The following is a 17,527-nucleotide window of genomic DNA, read 5'->3' as shown; positions in this document are numbered from 1 at the left end:
ACTCAGTCGAGCAGGCCGGCCGCCCGGAACGCGCGCCCGTAGATCTCCTGGATCACCGCAGCCTTGCGGGCGTTGTACTGCATGATCGTCTCCCCCGCCTCCGTCGCGGCCAGCGCGGCGCTGGACTTCACCTCGGCGTATCGGGACCGATCCGCGGCGTCGGTCCGCAGCCAGTCGCGGAAGATCCGGTGCTTGTACTGCTCAGGGCCCGTCGGCCCGAAGACGTGCAGGTTCGCGCGCGGCGAGTCGAGGGAGAGGCAGCGGTGGCCGTGCCACCAGGGCTCCCGCACCGTGAGCTCGAACCCGGCGGCCTCGAGCTGCGGCAGCCACGCCTCCTCCCGGTCGGGGTCGGCGACGGTGAGGTCGAGGTCGATGACGGGCTTCGCGGGCAGCCCCGGCACCGAGGTGGAGCCGACGTGCTCGAGCTGCAGCACCCGGGTGCCGAGGGCCTCGCGGATGCACGTGTCGAGCTCCGCCGCGATCGCCGGCCAGCGCTCGTCGTACGCGACGACCTCGACCGGCGCGACGCGCTGCGGCCGGACGAACGGGGACCGCCCCTCGGGCGCCGGCGGCTCGGTGAAGTCGACGATCTGCTGCGGCGTGGGCACCCTGAGCTCCTCGGTTCGGCGAAACGGCGGAGCCCCCACCCTACGCTGGTCGAATGGCCCCGTACGTGTTCTCGAACTCCGCAGACCGCCTCGATCGCGCCCTCGTGCACCGTTGGCTCAGCACGCTCGCGTACTGGGCGGAAGGGCGAAGCCGCGCGACGCAGGACGCCGCGATCGACACCTCCCGCAACTACGGCGTCTACGACGAGGAGACCGGCGCGCAGCTCGCCTACGCGCGGGTCGTCACCGACGGGGCCACCTTCGCCTGGCTGTGCGATGTCTTCGTCGACCCGGATGCGCGCGGCACCGGACTCGGCAAGCTGCTCATGACCGGCGTCGCCGCCGATCTCGACGCACTCGGCGTCCCCCGCACGCTGCTCGCCACTTCCGACGCCCACGGGCTGTACCGGCAGTACGGCTTCGTCGACCTCCCGGAGCCCGCGAAGTACCTGGTGCGCCGGGTTGAAGTGAGCGCCGGCTCAGCCGACTGAATCGGGCTGAGCGTAGCGGTCGTGGAGCCGCATCCACGTGTAGGGCGGCTCCTGCGGCCAGCCGGCTGGGGAGTACTCCCACGACTCCTGCCGACCGTATGGCGTCAGATCGAGCAGGTCGAAGACGACCATGAACCGCTCCTCGCCGCGCGCGTAGGTGGTCCACGAGTGGAGGATCCGCTCCCCGTCGCGAAGGAACACACTGATCGCCTGCCGCTCCTCGCCGTCGACGGTCGCCCCGAAATCCTCGTTGAAACTCGTCCCGCCGGAGGAGACCCACGGCAGATCCCACCCCATCCGCTCGCGGAACGAGGTGAGCTTCCCGATCGGTGCGCGCGAGACCATCGCGAACGAGGTGCGCCTGGCGTGCAGATGGGACAGCGGCCCGATGTGGTCGGCCATCATCGAGCAGCCGTCGCAGCCTTCGGCCCAGTCGGTCCCGTACATGAAGTGCTGCACGATGAGCTGGGGACGCCCGTCGAAGAGGTCCAGCAGTCGAACCGGCCCGTTCGGCCCCTCGAAGACGTAGTCCCGCTCGATCTCCACGACCGGCATCCGCCGGCGCATCGCGGAGACCGCGTCGTTCATACGGGTGAGCGCCTTCTCCTGCTGGAGGAGCGTCGCCCGTGCAGCCGCCCACTCCTCGCGGTCGACCACGCGCGGCACCGGGAGTTTCGTCGTCTCTGACTCGGTCATGCGCCCAGCCTGCCCGCGACCGCCGACATGTCGCGACTCAGACTCTGCGCCGATGCCGCTCGGCGATCCACGGGAGCGAGGTCCAGTTGCCCGCGTCGTAGACATCGGTCCCGGGCGGGACGATCTCGTCGATCGCATCGAGCGCGGCGTCGTCGATGACGAGGTCGGCGCTGCGGAGCGAGTCGGCGAGCTGCGCGGCGGTTCGAGGGCCGAGCAGCACCGAGCTGACGGCGGGATGGTGCAGCGGGAACGCGGTGGCCAGCGCCGGGAGCGAGCAGCCGAGCCCATCGGCGACCGCCACGAGCCGCTCGACCACCTCGAGCTTCCGCGCGGTCACCGGGTCGTTCGGGTCGAACCAGGCCGGACGCAGCGCGGCGCGACCCTCGGAGACGATCGGCCCGTTCTTGCGGTGGCGTCCGGTGAGGAACCCGAACGCGAGCGGACTCCAGGTGAGCACGCCCATGCCCCACCGCTGGGCGACGGGCAGCACGTCGCGCTCGACGCCACGGGCGAGGAGGTTGTACGGGGGCTGCTCGGTGCGGAATCGCATCAGTCCGCGCTGCTCGGCCACACGGTGCGATTCGACGATCTCGAAGGCGGGGTAGGTCGAGCAGCCGAACGCCCGGATCTTGCCCGCGCGCACGAGGTCGGTGAGCACGCCGAGCGTCTCTTCAAGGTCCGTCGACCAGTCGGGACGGTGCACCTGGTACAGGTCGAGGTGATCGACCCCGAGCCGCCGGAGGCTCGCCTCGACCGCCAGGGTGAGATGACGTCGGGAGTTCCCGCCCGCGCCGAGCGCTCCCTCGAGTGGGAAGTGCCCCTTCGTCGCGAGGACGACCTCGTCCCGCCGATGTCGGAGCGCCGCGCCGACGATCTCCTCGGACTCGCCGCCGGAGTACATGTCCGCGGTGTCGATCAGGGTGATGCCCGCGTCGAGCGCCGCATGGATGATGCGGATGCAGTCGTCGTGATCCGGGTTGCCCGCATGGCCGAACATCATCGTGCCGAGCCCCAGGCGGGACACGGTGATACCGGTCGCACCCAGCTTCGTGGAAGCGAGGGAGGTCATAGCAGTCACCGTAGATTCACAAGCCGATTTGCGCAAATCTGCTTGCAAGAATCCGGGTACGATCGGACTATGAGCGAGGATCAGCCGAACGACATCGCGCCCGTCGAAGACCTGCGCGCGCTCACCGCCCTGGCCCACCCCGACCGGGCCAGGCTCATGGATGTGCTGGCCGCCCACGGCCCGCAGACCACCGGCTCGCTCGCCGAGCTCGCGCAGCTCGCCACCGGAAGCGTCTCGCACCACCTGAAGGTGCTCGTCGCGGCCAAGCTGGTGGAGCCGGCCCCGTCGAGCGACCACGACCGCCGCAAGCGCAGCTGGCAGCTCGTATCGCGGGGTGCACGATGGAGCAATGGCTCGTTCCGCGCCTCGCCGGCCACGCACGCCGCGGCGGTCGCCGCGGACGGGGTGATCGCGCAACGCGACCACGAGCGCGCCCGGGAGTTCCTGCAGAGCGCAGAGCCACCGTGGGAGGACAGCGCCTTCGCCGTCCACACCTGGATGCGGCTCTCCCCCGAGGAGCTGGCCGAGCTCGGGCGCGAGATCGAAACGGTCCTGCTCAGCTGGCGCCGTCGCCCCGTCCCGGACGACGGCGTCGATCGGCGCACCGTGCTCGCGTTCGCCCGAGGATTCCCGTCCGAACCGTAAAAGGCTCGAACCCCGGCCGACGTCTCCGTCGACCGGGGTTCGAGCCTTCGTGCGTGGTGGACCCAGGGGGATTCGAACCCCCGACCTTCTCATTGCGAACGAGACGCGCTACCAACTGCGCCATGGGCCCGAGCCGTGAACGAGCCTATCACCTCCGACAGTGTGGTGGTGACCACCACCGCTGCGGGTCGTCCAGAGCGATCAGACCGCGCGACGACGTCGGAGGACGGTGTCGAGGTCGTTGAAGCCGGGCTCCGCGCTGCCGACGATGCCCATCGCGGCATACGGGTTCGGCGCGGACTCCGCGCGGGCCGGTGCGGCGGTGCGAGCGGTGGCGGATGCCGCGGGCCGAGCCGTCTCGGCCGCCGGCCGCAGCACGGGGACCTTGGGCGCCATCCGCTCCGCCTTCGCCGCGATCGCCTCGTCGGCCGTGGCGCGCTGCAGCTTCGCCGCCGCCTCGACGGAGGCCATGGCGGTCGCGGCGATCGTGCCCCGCGATAGGTGCAGCGGACGCGGCAGCGGCTGCGGCGTCCACTCCACCGAGCGCGGCGGCGCGGTCTGCAGCTCGATCGGCTCGAACGCGGGCGCCGCGGGAATCGGCGCGACGGACTGCGCCGTCGACACCGAGACCGGGGCGGCAGGCCGAGCCAGACGCACGAGTCCGGCCGTGGCTCCGGCACCGGCGGCGGCGGCCAGGAGCAGAGCGACGAGGGGCCACGCCAGGGCGAGGCCGAGGAGGACGACGAGGGTCGCGACGAGCACGACCGAGGAGCAGAACGCACGACCCCGGCGGCGCGCGGCGCGCGCGGCACCGCGCGTCACGGGCGGCGCGGCCACGGCTCCCGTCGCCTGCGGGAGCGCCGGCATCGCCTGCGCGGCCGCGAGGCGGGTGGCGCGTTCGCGAGCGGCGGCGACGGCCTCCTCGGCCGCGCGGCGCTCGACCAGCGCGATCTGGGCCTCGGCCTCGGCAGCGAGACGTGCGGCTTCGGCCTGGTGGGCGGCCGCCTCCTCCTGCGCCGCGAGAATGCGCCGCTGGGCGACGACCTCGCGCGCCGTGGCCTCGAGGCGGACCGCCTCGGGGGTCTCCGCGGTCTCGGCCAGCACCCGGAGGGTCTGCTGCAGCCGGATCGCGTGCCGCTCGCTCGCCTCGTACTGACGCCGGCGGAACCAGTTCGGCAGCAGATAGACGATCCACAGCGCGGCGGCCACCGCCACCAGCACGCCCCCGCCCACCACGTCCATGCATCAACGGTAGGGCACGGAGCCTCGACGTCCCGCGAGATTCGCGGGTGTGTCAGCGAGGGGATGCCACGACGGCCCCGGGGCCTCGCGGGCTCAACGGACGTCGAGCTGCAGCGGATGCAGCGCCGCCACCCGATCGGCCGGGTGGATCTCGGCGGCACCGGGTGGAACGCGGCCGTCGCGCCACCGCTGGAGCACGCCGCGCGGCACCTCCTCTGCGACGAGGCCGAACGCGAAGTGGTCGCGCCAGTCGCCGTCGATGTGGATGTACCTGCGGCGCAGCCCCTCGTAGCGGAAGCCGAGCTTCTCGACGACGCGCAGCGAGGGCGCGTTCTCCGGCCGGATGCAGATCTCCATCCGGTGGAGGCGCAGCGTGCGGAAACAGTAGTCGGTCGCGAGCGCGACCGCGGCCGGCGTGAGCCCGCGCCCGGCGACGCTCTGCGCCACCCAGTAGCCGATCGTCGCCGAGGACAGCGAGCCGTACGAGATCGACGACACGTTCAGCTGGCCGACGAGTTCACCGTCGACCTCGAGCACGAACGGCAGGCCGTGCCCGGACCGCGCGTGGGAGAGCAGATTCCGAATGGAGCTCTTCACGTCGATCGCGAAGCCGCCACCGGGATACGTGGCCTCCCAACGGCGCAGCCAAGCCCGATTCTCGACGAGCACGCGTTCGAGCGCGCGCGCGTCGCGCACTCGGATGCCTCGGAGCACGAGCTCGCCGTCGCGGAGCGTGGGAAGGGCGGCTGAAGCCATGCTCAGAGGGTAGCGGTCGAGCAGGGCCCCAGGCGGTCGCCGCTCGGGTCTCAGCCGTCGAGACCCTGAACGTAGCCGCGCAGCCAGGTCTTGAGCTCGGGGCCGAGGTCGTCACGGTCGCCGGCGAGCTGCACGACGGCCTTGATGTAGTCGAGCTTGTCGCCCGTGTCGTAGCGGCGTCCGCGGAACACGACCCCGTAGACGCCGCCCGTGCCCTCGACGTCGCCGGCCATCTCCATGAGCGCGTCGGTGAGCTGGATCTCGCCGCCCTTGCCGGGCGCCGTGCGCTCGAGCACCTCGAAGACCTCGGGCCGCAGCACGTACCGGCCGATCACGGCGTAGTTGGACGGGGCGACTTCCTTGGCGGGCTTCTCGACCAGGCCGGTGATGCGCACGACGTCGGGGTCGTCGGTCTGCTCGACCTCTGCAGCCCCGTAGAGGTGGATGCTGTCGGGGTCGACCTCGAGCAGCGCGACGATCGAGGCGTCGCGCTTGCCCTGCTCGGCGAGCATGCGCGTGAGCAGCTCGTCGCGAGCGTCGATGATGTCGTCGCCGAGCAGCACGGCGAACGGCTCGTCTCCGACGTGCATGCTCGCCCGGAGCACCGCGTGGCCGAGACCGAGCGGGTCGCCCTGCCGCACGTAATGCATGTCTGCGAGCTCGGTCGACTCGTTGACCTTCTCGAGCTTCGCCGTGTCGCCCTTCGCCTCGAGCGTCGCCTCGAGCTCGGCGACCCGGTCGAAGTGGTTCTCGAGCGCGTTCTTGTTGCGGCCCGTGATCATCAGCACGTCGGTCAGGCCTGCGTGCACCGCCTCCTCGACGACGTACTGGATCGCCGGCTTGTCGACGACGGGGAGCATCTCCTTCGGCATCGCCTTCGTCGCCGGCAGGAAGCGGGTGCCCAGGCCGGCCGCCGGAATCACGGCCTTCGTAATGCGCTCGGTCATCAGGACAGCCTATCCGATGGCCTCCGCTGTCTAGGATGAGAGCATGCCCGACGATCCGGACGTCCAGAAGCGCATCCTCCGCGCCGAACTCCGCGAGCGCCGCCAGAACCGTTCCAACCACGAGCGCGAACTCGCGACCGAGGGGTTCACCTCCCGGCTTCAAGAACTCGTCGCCCGGACGAACGCCGAGTCGCTCTCCTGCTACCTGTCCATGCCGAGCGAGCCGAACACCCGGCCGTTCGTGAACTGGGCCGAGGCGCAGGGGCTCCGCGTACTCTTCCCCGTCACCCGGGAGGACGGCCTGCTCGACTGGACGGTCGGCGAAGAGGACACCGAGCAGCTCGGGCTGCACGGCACGCCCGAGGCGGTCGGCGAGCTGCTCGGCCCGATGGCGATCAACGACGTCGATCTCATCGTCGTGCCGGCCGCGGCCGTCGATGCGAGCGGCATGCGACTCGGCTGGGGCCGCGGGTATTTCGACAAGACCCTCGGCTCGATGGCAAAATGCCCTCCGGTGTACGCCGTCGTCTTCGACAGCGAGTTCGTCGAGCGCGTGCCGCACGAGCTCCACGACCAAGGCGTGAACGGCGTCGTCACCCCCACCCGCATCGTCGCCTTCTGAGCGTCGGCGCCCTGCAACATCCGGAGATCCCCATGCCCACGTATTCCTACCGCTGCACCGAGTGCGGGAACGCCTTCGACATCCACCAGGCGTTCAGCGACGACGCGCTGACCGTCTGCGAGGTCTGCGGCGGCAAGCTGCGCAAGCTCTTCAACACCATCGGCGTCACGTTCAACGGCTCCGGCTTCTACCGCACGGACTCGCGCTCGGGCTCCGGCGACAGCGGGGGCTCGGCGAAGGCCGGGTCCGCCACCGGCGGAGGCTCGAGCACGTCGGGCGGCGCGTCGAACGGAGGCAGCCCCGCAAAGTCCGGTTCGACCAGCCAAGGAACCGGCGGGAGCACCTCCGCGGCATCCGCCTGAGCCTGCGTTATCGTGGCGACGACCAGCCCACCCCGGAGGGAGCGAGCCATGATCAACGGCTTCAAAGAATTCATCATGCGCGGCAACGTCATCGACCTCGCCGTCGCAGTCGTCATCGGCGCCGCGTTCACGGCCGTCGTGAACTCGATCGTCGAGAACCTCATCAACCCACTGCTCGGCCTGCTCTTCCAGGCGGACAGCCTGAACAACGCGCTCGTCTGGCAGGTCGGCGACGCCAAGTTCTCCTTCGGCGCCATCATCGGCGCCATCATCTCCTTCCTCGCCGTCGCGGCCGTCGTGTACTTCGTCTTCGTGATGCCGATGAACCACTTCAAGGAGCGCGCCGAGGCGAAGCGCAAGGCGGGCCAGCCCGACCCCGAGACGCCCGAGACCGAGCTCGACGTGCTCGCCGAGATCCGCGACCTGCTCGCCGCGCAGAACGGCGGCTCGACCGCTCCGGGCGGCTCCGGCCGCCACAGCGGCTGACGGCCTCCCCCGACACGCCGAACGCCCGCTGCACCTCGGTGCAGCGGGCGTTCTCGTGCAGTCGGATGCCTCGCCGCTCACCAGTGCGGCGGGCGCTCCCGCGTGATCCGCTCGTCGTCGGGGCCGGCCGGGCGGCTCGGTTCCCGCTCCAGCGGCGACTCCGGCGACGGGTCGCTGCCAGGCGCCGGCGTGAGCTTCGCCCGCCTGGCGCCCCGGGCTCGGACGACGCGCTGACGCTCCGGCGCCGCGGGCCCCGTCTCCTCGGCGCCCGGCGCCCCACCCGGCTCCGACTCGGGAGTCGGCGTCGCCCCGGTCATCGGAGCGTGTCCGTCACCGCTGGGCTGCGGCGCGGCGCGGGCTCGGCTTGCCGAGCAACGTCGCCACGCGCTCGGCCACGGCATCCGGATTGCTGAACAGCTCGAAGCTGTGCACGCGGAGGTAGTGCCAGCCGAGCCGACGCAGCACCTCGGGGCGGAGTCGCAGCGACTCGCGCAGGCTCATGCCGTCGAGCGAGGCATCCGTCTCGACGACCACCGCCTTCCCGGCGTGGGCCGCTGCGAGGGCGAGGCTGCCGCGGTGACCGACGCTCACCCGGATGCCGCGCCGTTCGAGGCGGGCGCCGAGATCCGCGAGCATCGCGTCGCCGGTCCCGGACTCGGCCGGGGCGGACTGCCGCTCCTCGGTCTGAGCGAGCACGTTCGCGAGCGCGAGCACGCCGTGCGCCTGACGGTCCTCGTCGATGTGCTCGGGTCGGAACGCCGAGACGATGTCCATCGACCGGCGGGCGCGCGTCATCCCGACGGCGAGGAGCCGATCGCCGCCCGGCTCGCCGAGCGCTCCGAAGTTCGACAGGAGGCGTCCGTGCGGCGTGCGGCCGTACCCGATGGAGAAGATCACCCGGTCGCGGCTCTGCGCGACGGCCTGTTCGAGGGTGAGCACGGTGAACGGCTCGGCACGGTCCTTCAGGATGAAGTCGGAGAGGTCGCTGCGCTTCGCGAACGCGGCGAGCACCGCCTGGTACACGCGGGAGGCGTGCCGCTGGCTCGCGGTGATCACCATGAGCGACTCGCGCGGACGCTTCACGGCGTGCTCCATGACGAGCTCCACGACCTTCGCGACCTCGGTGTCGATCGACTCGACCGTACCGGTCACGGGGTCGGGCAGGCCGTTGCCCGGCACGTAGTGCAGCCCGAGGCTGCCGTGCCCGAGGAAGCTGCCCGCCCACGGCATCGAGACGATGCGGCCGCCGTAGAACCAGGTGTTCACGAGCTCGGCGAGGTCCTCGCCGCCGGCGCGGTAGCTGCGCGTCAGGGTCATGGTCGGCAGCAGCTCGCCGAGCCGGGCCAGCGCGGAGTCCGCGTGCGCGGCATCCACGCCGTGCTCGGCCGGCCCCTGCTGGTCCCGATCGAAGATGCCCGTCTCGAAGGGCGTCGGCGTCTGCGTGACAGGGTCGCCGAAGGCGATGATCTGCTTCGCTCGACGGATCGCCCCGAGGTTCTCGGCGATCGTCGTCGCGCCGGCGTCGACCAGCACGACCGCGTCGAAGCCGATCGTGTCGTCGATGGCGGGCACCTCGTACGGCGAGGCGAGCCAGACCGGCGCCAGCACGCGGAACAGCGTCGGCGCCTCCGCTTGGAGCAGCTGCGGCCGCACCCGGTCGCTGCGCAGCAGCTTCTTCAGCCGCTCGGCCTCGTCGGCGTGGTCGACGAGCGCGACCTTCCAGTTCTCGGCGAGGCGCCACGCGGTGAGCGGCCCCGCCGCGGCGGCGTGCGCCTCGTCGACGAGGCGGAAGTCGGCCTCCAGCCGGTCGAGCACCGAGGTGTTCGCACCGAGCAGCGCCTTCTCGCGAGCCAGCATGGTCTCCAGCACCGACTGCCACCAGGCGAGCTCGAGCTCCGCCGCGACCCGCAGCTCGGGGACGTGCCGCTTCGACAGGTCGAGCAGCAGCGGGTCGAGCCCGAGGTCGCGCAGGCGGCCGAGCAGGGCCGTGCGCTCCTGCAGGTTCAGCAGCACCTCCGACTCCTCGGCGAGCCCGGCGAGCGTGGACTGCAGTTCGCGGATCGGCCGTGCCGCGAGCTGCCGCGGAGTGCCCGCGACGCCGAGCGGGCCGTCGAGGGAGGAGAGATCGGCGGCCACCGTGCGGTAGGCGACGTGGACGTCGTCGATGCCGGCCGGCACGGCGGGGATCGCACCCGCCTCGGAGTACCGCTGCCAGAGCGTGCGCTGCTGCTGGATGCCGCGGAGGGCCGCGTTCAGGTCCGACACGTGCACGCCGGGACGCAGGAACTCGCCGGCGTGGCGGCGGAGCCTGCGACGGTTGGCGGCACTCATCCCCTCCGAGTCGCGCCTGGAACCGGTCGCGGCGATGAGCTCGCCGAGCGGCCGGTCGTAGACCGAGGGCTGGAACTTGTCGAGCGTCTCGCGGACATCGAGGAGCAGCCGGAGGAAGACCCCGAGCTCGGCCACGGACTCGAACGGCCGCAGGCGGGTCTGCGCGATGAGCGCCCGTCCGCGTTCGAGGAGGCGCGGCACCTCGCTGCGGCTCAACCGCTTCGCCAGCGCGTGCGACTGCTCGGCGTCCTCGGAGTTCGAGAAGGAGGCGCCGTACCAGGGCGAGTCGCCGGGCCCGTAGCGGAACTCGCCGAGCGCGGCCGCGCGAGCGAGGTCCTGCGCGGCTCGGCTGCGGTCGCCCGTCAGGGCGACGAGCGCCGCGTGGTCGAGTCGAGCCGTCGTGTCGGGCGCCGCCGGCAGCGCGGCGAGGTCGGCGAGCGCCGTGAGCGCTTCGAGCACCGAGGCGCCGAACTCCGGGTCGCGCCGGGTGAGCGCGGCACGGTAGTCGAGCAGGACCTTGCGCAGCCGGACGAGCGCGTCGTCGACATCGCTCACCCGGGGTCGCTCGGCGCGCTCGTTCCGCGAGATCGACTGGATGAGCTCGCGCCGGATGCCCGCGGTCGTGACCGCCATGCCGCCGAGGCCGACCTGGCCGAGGCGGTGGGCGATGCCGTCGAGGCTCGCCTTCCGCGCGCCGGCGACGAGCACGCGCTTGTCGGCGGCGACGAGGGCGCCGATCGCGTTCACGATGGTCTGCGTTCCGCCGGTGCCCGGCAGCGTCTTCACGACGATCGAGGCGCCGGCGGCAACCGCCGCGACGACCTGCTCCTGCTCCTGGTCGGCGTCGAGCAGGAGCACGTCGGTCGACGGCGGCCGCTCGTCCTGCGGGACGGGGCGCGGCAGCTCCGGCAGCGCCGCGAGCGAGGCGCGGGCCGCCTTGTTGCCGGCGATCGCGTCGACGACCGGATGCGCGGTGCCGTCCGCGTCCGCGGCGAGCGCCGGGCCGACCTCGGCGAAGGAGGAGACGACGAGCCGCGGGGCGACGCTGAACCACGGCAGGTGCGAGGTCAGCCCGCGCAGGCGGTCGATGACGGGCTGGGGCTTGAACACGCCGTTGGTGATCGCGAGCGCGACGAACGCGTCGGCGTCGAGCGTGATCTTGAACTGCTCGTGCAGCTCGCGCGCGAGCGCGGGGTTGAGGAACGGCTGCCCCTTGAGCTTCAGCTCGAAGTCCCGCCCGTACCGACGGATCGCGAGCGGGCGCAGCAGGACGGGCGCGGTGTACTCCTGGCCGTTGTGCCGCCACGAGGCGAGCCCGATGGCGAGGTGCACCGACTCGATGCCGCGCACCGAGCGCAGTTCGATGCCCTTCTGGGTGATCTCGGCGGCGGCCAGGCGCGCATTGCGCAGCGCGAGTTCGTCTCGGATCAGACTCGACAGCAGCGTCGATTTGCCCGTGATGAACTGCGGCAGGCCTCCCGGGTGCGTCGTCGAGAGCTCGATCCGGGTGCGCGGCGTGTCCTCGAAGCGCACGAGCGGCGAGCGTCCGCCCGCGGCGCGCAGTTCGTCCTGCCAGCGCCGCCAGGTGGGCTCGGCGACATTGCCCGCGACGAGGGCGGGATCACCGAGGCTGAGGCTCGTGGGCCGCCCGGCCTCGTGGGGAACGGGGTCGGGGGTGAGCTCGTCGGCCGCGGCATCCGTCTCGCGCGCGAGCAGTTGCTCGTCTCCTTGATCGCGTTCCAGCCGTTGCACAGGGCCACCTTATGTCGCTCCTCCCCCGATTCGGCGCAGCGACGCCCGGAACCTCGTGCTTTGTCGAGGCTCGGGTATCGTGACGGAGGTCGAGAGGCCCACCATGCAGTCCAGCTCCCCCGCGGAGGTCCACGCCGCGACCGACGCCTATCTGATCGATGTGCGCGAGCACGAAGAGCTCGCGCAGGCGCGGGTCGAGGGCGCGCACCACATCCCGCTCGGCGAACTCGTCGCCCGCCTCGACGAGGTGCCGCGCGATCGCACGGTCTACGTCATGTGCCACGTCGGCGGCCGCAGTGCGCAGGCCGTGCAGTATCTGGAGCAGCAGGGCATCGACGCGGTGAACGTCGAGGGCGGCATCCTCGCCTGGTATCAGCACGGGCTGCCCGTCGTCCTCGGCGACGACTGAGCCGCGAGCGAACCGAGTCCTGAACGGACGGATGCCCCGACCGCATCGTGTGCAGTCGGGGCATCCGGTCGCGACGGGCGCTGGGAGTCGGCCCGCCACGACGTTCCGTCACCCCTCGCGACCGCGCGAGGCGGTCGATCGGCTGCGAGGGGCGAGGTCGCGCGGCGCGGCTCAGCGCGCCTGGTACTCGATCCCGAGGGCGACGGCGACGGGCTCGTTGGTGAGCTTGCCCGCGGTCGCGTTGAGGCCCTTGGCGAGCGCCGGGTCGGCGTCGAGGGCGGCCTCCCAGCCGAGGTCGGCAATCTTCAGCGCGTACGGCAGGGTCGCGTTCGTGAGCGCGGGGGCCGAGGTCGCGGGGACCGCGCCGGGCATGTTCGCGACGCAGTAGAAGATCGCGTCGTGCACCTTGAAGGTGGGGTCGGCGTGCGTCGTCGGGCGCGAACCCTCGAAGCAGCCGCCCTGGTCGATCGCGATGTCGACGAGCACGGCGCCCGGCTTCATCGTGGCGACCATCTCGTCGGTGACGACCTTCGGCGCCGCGGCGCCCGGGATCAGCACGGCGCCGACGACGAGGTCGGCGTCCTTCACCTGGCGGGCGATCTCGTACGGCGAGGAGGCGAGGGTCTTGATGCGCCCCTGGTAGCGCGCGTCGATCTCGCGCAGCTTCGGCAGCGAGATGTCGAAGACGGTGACGTCGGCGCCGAGGCCGAGCGCGGTCGCCGCGGCCTGCTCGCCGGCGACGCCGCCGCCGATGACGACGACCTTCGCGGGGCTCGTGCCGGGGACGCCCGCGAGCAGCACGCCGCGGCCGCCCTTCGAGGCGTGCAGCGAGGCGGCGCCCACCTGCGGGGCCAGTCGGCCGGCGACCTCGCTCATGGGCGTGAGCAGCGGCAGCGAGCGGTCGGCGAGCTGCACGGTCTCGTAGGCGATCGCCGTGACGCCCGAGGCGAGGATCGCGTCGGTGAGCGGGCGGTCGGCCGCGAGGTGGAGGTAGGTGAACAGCGTGAGGTCGCTGCGGAGGTAGCCGTACTCCGGCTCGATGGGCTCCTTGACCTTGAGGACGAGCTCGGCGCTCCAGGCCTCGTCGGCCGTCGCGACGATCGTGGCACCGGCCTCGCGGTAGTCCTCGTCGGTGTAGCCGGCACCGACGCCGGCCCCCGCCTGCACATCGACGCGGTGGCCGCGCTGCGCGAAGGCGTGGACGCCGGCCGGGGTGATGGCGACGCGGAATTCGTTGTTCTTGATCTCAGCGGGCACGCCGATGTGCATTTCAGACTCCGAATGCTGTTGGGTGGGTACGCTCAATGGTCGCCGCTTATTCGCCGGAACGAAAGCTCCTCCGCACAGAATTCGGTAGACTCACGATCAGAAGAGCATTCATACGATTGCGAGGCCGATCATGAGCGATGCGCCGCAGATCCGCGACCAGGGGCCCGTCGTCCTCGACGAGCTCGACCGGGCGATCATCGCCCGCCTGCACGAGAACGCCCGCATCCCGAACGTCGACCTGGCCCGGGCGGTCGGCATCTCGCCGTCCACCTGCCTCGCCCGCGTGCGCTCGCTGCGCGAACGGGGGGTCATCACGCGCTACACCGCCGAGATCGACCCGGTGGCCCTCGGCTTCACCCTGCAGGCGCTCGTCAGCGTCCGCATCCGGCCCGGCGCCCGTCACCTCATGGAGCAGATCTCCGACGAGCTCCGCCGCGAGCCCGAGGTGGCGCAGCTGTTCTTCCTCGGCGGCACCGAGGACTTCCTCATCCACGTGCGCGTCCGCGACAGCGCGCACGTGCGCCAGTTCGTGCTGAAGAATCTCTCGGCGAACCCCGCCGTCGCGCTGACCGAGACGAACCTCGTGTTCGAGCACCACACCGCGCTCTCGGCCGGCATCGGCGTCGTGCTCTGAGCCGGGCGCTCAGCTCCTGAGCGGCAGGATCTCGCCGAGCTCGAGCGCGCCCGGCGCCTCCAACTGGCCGTAGTCGCAGCTCGCGGGGTCGCGGTCGGGTCGCCAACGGCGGAACTGCGCCGTGTGCCGGAACCGCTCGCCCTCCATGTGGTCGTACGCGACCTCGACGACGCGCTCGGGTCGCAGCGGCACGAACGACAGGTTCTTGCCGGCGCTCCATCGGCTCACCGCGCCGGGCATCCGAGTCTGCTCGTGCGCGGCCTGGTCCGCCCACTCGCCCCAGGGATGCCGCGACGGATCGGTTTCGACGAGCGGCTCCAGCTCCGCGACGAGCTCGGCGCGCCTCGCCATCGAGAACGCCGCCACGACCCCGACGTGGTGCAGTCGCCCGTCGTCGCCGTACAGGCCGAGGAGCAGCGAGCCGACGACGTCGCCGCTCTTGTGCCAGCGGTAGCCCGCCACCACGCAGTCCGCCGTGCGCTCGTGCTTGATCTTGAACATCGCGCGCTTGTCGGGCTGGTACACGCCGTCGAGCGGCTTCGCGACGACGCCGTCGAGGCCGGCCCCCTCGAAGCGCTCGAACCAGTCGCGGGCCTCGTCGAGATCGGCCGTCGCCGGGGTGAGGAACACCGGATCGGATGCCCCGGCCAGCACCTCCTCGAGCCGGCGCCGCCGCTCGCCGAACGCGACACCGGTGAGGTCCTCGTCGCCGATCGCGAGCAGGTCGAACGCGACGAACGACGCGGGCGTCTCCCCCGCCAGCAGCTGCACGCGGCTCGCCGCGGGGTGGATGCGCTGCTGCAGGGCCTCGAAGTCGAGCCGGCCGTCGCGCATCAGCACGATCTCGCCGTCGAGCACGCACCGCTCCGGCAGCTCCCGCCGGAGTGCCTCGACGAGCTCGGGGAAGTACCGGGTCATCGGCTTCTCGTTGCGGCTGCCGAGCTCGACCTCGTCGCCGTCGCGGAAGACGATGGTGCGGAAGCCGTCCCATTTCGGCTCCACGTGGCCGACGTCGGGGATCTCCTTGACCGACTTCGCGAGCATCGGCGCGACGGGCGGCATCACCGGCAGGTCCATGCGACCCATCATGCTCCGGCGCGGCCGGCGGCACCAGCACCTGGCGACGAGGGCCGACGATGTCGAACCGCGCCGCACCCGTTCGTGGTCTTGATAGCCGGGATGCACCGATTCCGGCGTGATCGGGAAGGGCCACCTCCATGCACATCGATCCGGTGTTGATGATCGCCTCCCAGCGGGCCGAGCTGCAGCGGGCCGCGGTCGAGGCGGAACGGCGTCGCGTCGCCGCCGAACGCCGGGCCGCCGAGGCGGCCGAGGCCCCGCTGCCGAAGGCCGCCGGCCCCACCGCGCTCCGACGTCTTTTCCGAAAGACTGTCGAAAACTGAACGGCCCGTTCGTAGTGCAGATGGAACGAGAAGAGGTGACCATGCCCGAAGCTCGGGACGCCCCTGGGGACGTCGCGACAGTGCTCGCGCGCACGCATCGCGAGGAGTGGGCGCGGATCGTCGCCGGACTCGCGCGGCGGTTCGACGACCTCGACCTGGCCGAGGAGATGACCGCGGAGGCGTTCGCGATCGCCGTCGAGCAGTGGCCGAGGCACGGCATCCCGCCGAACCCCGCCGGCTGGGTGACCACGACGGCCAACCGCAGGGCGATCGACCGGCTGCGACGTGAGGCGCGTCGGGACGAGAAGCACCGGGAGGCGGTGGCGATGCAGGATCCGGAACCCGCCGCCCCGACCGGCGCCGTCGAGGACGATCGACTCCGGCTGCTGTTCATCTGCTGCCATCCGGTGCTCTCGCTCGACGCGCGCGTCGCACTGACCCTGCGGGTCGTCGGCGGGCTCACCGTCGCCGAGATCGCCCACGCGTTCCTGGTGCAGGACACGACCATGGGTCAGCGGATCAGCCGGGCGAAGGCGAAGATCAAGGCGGCCGGCATCCCCTTCGCCATTCCCGCGGCGGAGGATCTTCCCGAGCGCCTGGACGCCGTCCTCGCGGTGCTGTACCTCGTCTTCAACGAGGGGTACCTCGCCTCCAGCCCGGACACGCCGGTGATCCGGCGCGAGCTCACCGCGGAGGCCATCCGTCTCGCCCGGCTCGCTCAGGAGCTCCGGCCCGACGACGCCGAGGTCGCCGGGCTGCTCGCGCTGATGCTGCTCACGGACGCCCGCGCTCCGGCCCGCGTCTCGGCCGACGGTGAGCTGGTGCGGCTCGACGAGCAGGATCGCGGATCGTGGGACCGAGCGCTCATCGCCGAGGGCCTGCGATTGCTCTCCTCCCGTGAGCCCGACGAGCCCTCGGGCAGGTATCGGCTGCTCGCCGAGATCAACGCCGCCCACGTCACCGCCCCGCATCCGCGTGACACGGACTGGGCGCGCATCGCGCGCCTCTACTCCCGGCTCGAGCAGATCGACCCGAATCCGCTCGTCACGCTCAACAAGGCCATCGCGGTCTCCGAGCACGACTCACCCGAACTCGCCCTCGTGATCGTCGAGCGGCTCGCCGAACGGCTCGACGGCCACCACGCCTTCCACGTCACCCGGGCGGAACTGCTGCGCGCGACCGGCCGCTCCGCCGAGGCCCGAGCGGCCTACGACCGCGCGATCGAGCTGGCCGGGACCACCGCCGAGACCAGACACCTCATCCGCCGACGAAACCAACTCGCAGCACCGAAAGGACCCCGCTCATGAGCAGCCAGTACCTCGTCATCCACATGTCCGACCCCACCGGCGCCGAGCTGCCCCAGTCCGAGGACCAGGCGATGCTCGAGCGCTGGGTGGCCGAGGGCGAGCACGCCGACCGACTCAGTCTGGGCGGCCCGGTCGCCGGCCCCGAGCGGGCGAAGTCCGTCGCTGTCCGCGACGGCCGGACGCTCATCACCGACGGCCCGTTCCCGGAGTTCAAGGAGTGGTTCGCCGGCTACGACGTGATCACTGCGGATTCGATCGACGAAGCGGCCGAGTATATGACGAAGCACCCGGTCGCCGTGCTCGGCAGGATCTACATCCTCCCGCTGGTGGCGCTCCCGTGGGACCAGGAATGACCGATCGCAGAAATCGAACCGTGCCCCCGACAGGACTCGAACCTGCGACGCACGGTTTAGGAAACCGACGCTCTATCCTCTGAGCTACGGGGGCGGCCTAGCGAGTCTACCGGCTCGCGATACCCTGGCGGTCGGCGCCAGCAGC

The 17,527-nt window shown here is 71.6% G+C and carries 19 protein-coding genes and 2 tRNA genes; 10 read left to right on the top strand and 11 right to left on the bottom strand.

Features of this window, described 5'->3' with window-relative positions; genetic code table 11:
• Positions 1 to 2: 2 nt before the first annotated feature.
• Positions 3 to 608 (bottom strand): GrpB family protein, encoded by a 606-nt coding sequence (locus tag QSJ60_RS07735; RefSeq protein ID WP_285463195.1) that lies wholly within the window; start codon positions 606 to 608, stop codon positions 3 to 5.
• A 53-nt stretch (positions 609 to 661) separates the two neighbouring features.
• Between QSJ60_RS07735 and QSJ60_RS07730 the strand changes: the two genes are divergently transcribed.
• Positions 662 to 1,099 carry a GNAT family N-acetyltransferase gene (locus QSJ60_RS07730; RefSeq protein WP_285463194.1) on the top strand — a complete coding sequence of 146 codons (438 nt, stop codon included), beginning with the start codon at positions 662 to 664 and terminating at the stop codon, positions 1,097 to 1,099.
• Here the strand turns inward: QSJ60_RS07730 and QSJ60_RS07725 are convergent.
• The gene (locus QSJ60_RS07725) at positions 1,088 to 1,795 is read right to left on the bottom strand and encodes a DUF899 domain-containing protein (protein ID WP_230765021.1); all 708 of its coding nucleotides are present in this window, start codon (positions 1,793 to 1,795) and stop codon (positions 1,088 to 1,090) included. The two genes, QSJ60_RS07730 and QSJ60_RS07725, sit on opposite strands and share 12 nt — an antisense overlap.
• Before the next feature lie 37 nt (positions 1,796 to 1,832).
• On the bottom strand, positions 1,833 to 2,864 hold the full coding sequence (locus tag QSJ60_RS07720) for an aldo/keto reductase (RefSeq protein ID WP_285463193.1): 1,032 nt from the start codon (positions 2,862 to 2,864) through the stop codon (positions 1,833 to 1,835).
• 69 nt (positions 2,865 to 2,933) lie between these two features.
• Here QSJ60_RS07720 and QSJ60_RS07715 point away from each other — a divergent pair, with 69 nt between their 5' ends.
• On the top strand, positions 2,934 to 3,509 hold the full coding sequence (locus QSJ60_RS07715) for an ArsR/SmtB family transcription factor (protein ID WP_230765018.1): 576 nt from the start codon (positions 2,934 to 2,936) through the stop codon (positions 3,507 to 3,509).
• A gap of 54 nt (positions 3,510 to 3,563) precedes the next feature.
• Here the strand turns inward: QSJ60_RS07715 and QSJ60_RS07710 are convergent.
• The 4 genes from QSJ60_RS07710 to galU form a co-directional block, all read right to left on the bottom strand.
• Positions 3,564 to 3,639, bottom strand: a tRNA-Ala gene (locus QSJ60_RS07710).
• 71 nt (positions 3,640 to 3,710) lie between these two features.
• On the bottom strand, positions 3,711 to 4,751 hold the full coding sequence (locus tag QSJ60_RS07705) for a hypothetical protein (protein WP_285463192.1): 1,041 nt from the start codon (positions 4,749 to 4,751) through the stop codon (positions 3,711 to 3,713).
• Positions 4,752 to 4,844: 93 nt separating this feature from the next.
• Positions 4,845 to 5,507 (bottom strand): GNAT family N-acetyltransferase, encoded by a 663-nt coding sequence (locus QSJ60_RS07700; RefSeq protein WP_285463191.1) that lies wholly within the window; start codon positions 5,505 to 5,507, stop codon positions 4,845 to 4,847.
• Between the two features lie 50 nt (positions 5,508 to 5,557).
• Complete coding sequence (galU, locus tag QSJ60_RS07695; RefSeq protein WP_285463190.1) at positions 5,558 to 6,454, bottom strand: UTP--glucose-1-phosphate uridylyltransferase GalU; 897 nt, start codon at positions 6,452 to 6,454, stop codon at positions 5,558 to 5,560.
• A 43-nt stretch (positions 6,455 to 6,497) separates the two neighbouring features.
• Between galU and QSJ60_RS07690 the strand changes: the two genes are divergently transcribed.
• From QSJ60_RS07690 to mscL, 3 genes are read left to right on the top strand one after another with little or no spacing between them, the layout of a single operon-like run.
• The gene (locus QSJ60_RS07690; protein ID WP_189083891.1) at positions 6,498 to 7,076 is read left to right on the top strand and encodes a 5-formyltetrahydrofolate cyclo-ligase; all 579 of its coding nucleotides are present in this window, start codon (positions 6,498 to 6,500) and stop codon (positions 7,074 to 7,076) included.
• A 32-nt stretch (positions 7,077 to 7,108) separates the two neighbouring features.
• Positions 7,109 to 7,438 (top strand): FmdB family zinc ribbon protein, encoded by a 330-nt coding sequence (locus QSJ60_RS07685; RefSeq protein ID WP_285463189.1) that lies wholly within the window; start codon positions 7,109 to 7,111, stop codon positions 7,436 to 7,438.
• 48 nt (positions 7,439 to 7,486) lie between these two features.
• Positions 7,487 to 7,924, top strand: a complete 438-nt coding sequence (gene mscL / locus QSJ60_RS07680) for a large conductance mechanosensitive channel protein MscL (protein WP_189083889.1) — start codon at positions 7,487 to 7,489, stop codon at positions 7,922 to 7,924.
• 330 nt (positions 7,925 to 8,254) lie between these two features.
• Here mscL and QSJ60_RS07675 read toward each other — a convergent pair whose 3' ends face one another.
• A complete protein-coding gene (locus QSJ60_RS07675; RefSeq protein ID WP_285463188.1) occupies positions 8,255 to 12,007 on the bottom strand; it encodes an AAA family ATPase in 3,753 nt (1,250 codons plus the stop codon).
• Between the two features lie 103 nt (positions 12,008 to 12,110).
• On the opposite strand from QSJ60_RS07675, the gene QSJ60_RS07670 reads away from it, so the two are divergent.
• Entirely contained in the window at positions 12,111 to 12,416 is a 306-nt protein-coding gene (locus QSJ60_RS07670; RefSeq protein WP_189083887.1) for a rhodanese-like domain-containing protein, read from the top strand.
• A 171-nt stretch (positions 12,417 to 12,587) separates the two neighbouring features.
• On the opposite strand, the gene ald is transcribed toward QSJ60_RS07670, so the two are convergent.
• Entirely contained in the window at positions 12,588 to 13,685 is a 1,098-nt protein-coding gene (gene ald / locus QSJ60_RS07665; protein ID WP_189083886.1) for an alanine dehydrogenase, read from the bottom strand.
• Between the two features lie 130 nt (positions 13,686 to 13,815).
• Here ald and QSJ60_RS07660 point away from each other — a divergent pair, with 130 nt between their 5' ends.
• Positions 13,816 to 14,319, top strand: a complete 504-nt coding sequence (locus QSJ60_RS07660) for an Lrp/AsnC family transcriptional regulator (protein WP_189083885.1) — start codon at positions 13,816 to 13,818, stop codon at positions 14,317 to 14,319.
• 9 nt (positions 14,320 to 14,328) lie between these two features.
• On the opposite strand, the gene QSJ60_RS07655 is transcribed toward QSJ60_RS07660, so the two are convergent.
• Entirely contained in the window at positions 14,329 to 15,396 is a 1,068-nt protein-coding gene (locus QSJ60_RS07655) for an ATP-dependent DNA ligase (protein WP_189083884.1), read from the bottom strand.
• Positions 15,397 to 15,536: 140 nt separating this feature from the next.
• On the opposite strand from QSJ60_RS07655, the gene QSJ60_RS07650 reads away from it, so the two are divergent.
• From QSJ60_RS07650 to QSJ60_RS07640, 3 genes are read left to right on the top strand one after another with little or no spacing between them, the layout of a single operon-like run.
• Positions 15,537 to 15,722 (top strand): hypothetical protein, encoded by a 186-nt coding sequence (locus QSJ60_RS07650; protein WP_230765004.1) that lies wholly within the window; start codon positions 15,537 to 15,539, stop codon positions 15,720 to 15,722.
• A 41-nt stretch (positions 15,723 to 15,763) separates the two neighbouring features.
• Positions 15,764 to 17,029, top strand: a complete 1,266-nt coding sequence (locus tag QSJ60_RS07645) for an RNA polymerase sigma factor (protein WP_230765002.1) — start codon at positions 15,764 to 15,766, stop codon at positions 17,027 to 17,029.
• A complete protein-coding gene (locus QSJ60_RS07640) occupies positions 17,026 to 17,382 on the top strand; it encodes a YciI family protein (RefSeq protein ID WP_230765001.1) in 357 nt (118 codons plus the stop codon). The genes QSJ60_RS07645 and QSJ60_RS07640 overlap by 4 nt, the downstream gene beginning before the upstream one ends.
• 21 nt (positions 17,383 to 17,403) lie before the next feature.
• On the opposite strand, the gene QSJ60_RS07635 is transcribed toward QSJ60_RS07640, so the two are convergent.
• Positions 17,404 to 17,476, bottom strand: a tRNA-Arg gene (locus tag QSJ60_RS07635).
• Positions 17,477 to 17,527 lie beyond the last annotated feature (51 nt).

Origin of the sequence: Agromyces sp. NBRC 114283 (assembly GCF_030268405.1) — a bacterium.
Lineage (GTDB): Bacteria > Actinomycetota > Actinomycetes > Actinomycetales > Microbacteriaceae > Agromyces > Agromyces mediolanus.
This window is presented reverse-complemented; position numbering and strand designations above follow the sequence as displayed.

Excerpts from the sequence above, each read along its gene's own strand:
- QSJ60_RS07685 (WP_285463189.1), top strand. The coding sequence starts at position 7,109 with ATGCCCACGTATTCCTACCGCTGCACCGAGTGCGGGAACGCCTTCGAC.
- QSJ60_RS07720 (WP_285463193.1), bottom strand. The coding sequence starts at position 2,864 with ATGACCTCCCTCGCTTCCACGAAGCTGGGTGCGACCGGTATCACCGTG.
- QSJ60_RS07650 (WP_230765004.1), top strand. The coding sequence starts at position 15,537 with ATGCACATCGATCCGGTGTTGATGATCGCCTCCCAGCGGGCCGAGCTG.
- QSJ60_RS07640 (WP_230765001.1), top strand. The coding sequence starts at position 17,026 with ATGAGCAGCCAGTACCTCGTCATCCACATGTCCGACCCCACCGGCGCC.
- QSJ60_RS07645 (WP_230765002.1), top strand. The coding sequence starts at position 15,764 with ATGCCCGAAGCTCGGGACGCCCCTGGGGACGTCGCGACAGTGCTCGCG.
- QSJ60_RS07700 (WP_285463191.1), bottom strand. The coding sequence starts at position 5,507 with ATGGCTTCAGCCGCCCTTCCCACGCTCCGCGACGGCGAGCTCGTGCTC.
- QSJ60_RS07670 (WP_189083887.1), top strand. The coding sequence starts at position 12,111 with ATGCAGTCCAGCTCCCCCGCGGAGGTCCACGCCGCGACCGACGCCTAT.
- QSJ60_RS07655 (WP_189083884.1), bottom strand. The coding sequence starts at position 15,396 with ATGGACCTGCCGGTGATGCCGCCCGTCGCGCCGATGCTCGCGAAGTCG.
- QSJ60_RS07705 (WP_285463192.1), bottom strand. The coding sequence starts at position 4,751 with ATGGACGTGGTGGGCGGGGGCGTGCTGGTGGCGGTGGCCGCCGCGCTG.
- ald (WP_189083886.1), bottom strand. The coding sequence starts at position 13,685 with ATGCACATCGGCGTGCCCGCTGAGATCAAGAACAACGAATTCCGCGTC.
- QSJ60_RS07660 (WP_189083885.1), top strand. The coding sequence starts at position 13,816 with ATGAGCGATGCGCCGCAGATCCGCGACCAGGGGCCCGTCGTCCTCGAC.
- galU (WP_285463190.1), bottom strand. The coding sequence starts at position 6,454 with ATGACCGAGCGCATTACGAAGGCCGTGATTCCGGCGGCCGGCCTGGGC.
- mscL (WP_189083889.1), top strand. The coding sequence starts at position 7,487 with ATGATCAACGGCTTCAAAGAATTCATCATGCGCGGCAACGTCATCGAC.
- QSJ60_RS07690 (WP_189083891.1), top strand. The coding sequence starts at position 6,498 with ATGCCCGACGATCCGGACGTCCAGAAGCGCATCCTCCGCGCCGAACTC.
- QSJ60_RS07730 (WP_285463194.1), top strand. The coding sequence starts at position 662 with ATGGCCCCGTACGTGTTCTCGAACTCCGCAGACCGCCTCGATCGCGCC.
- QSJ60_RS07715 (WP_230765018.1), top strand. The coding sequence starts at position 2,934 with ATGAGCGAGGATCAGCCGAACGACATCGCGCCCGTCGAAGACCTGCGC.
- QSJ60_RS07725 (WP_230765021.1), bottom strand. The coding sequence starts at position 1,795 with ATGACCGAGTCAGAGACGACGAAACTCCCGGTGCCGCGCGTGGTCGAC.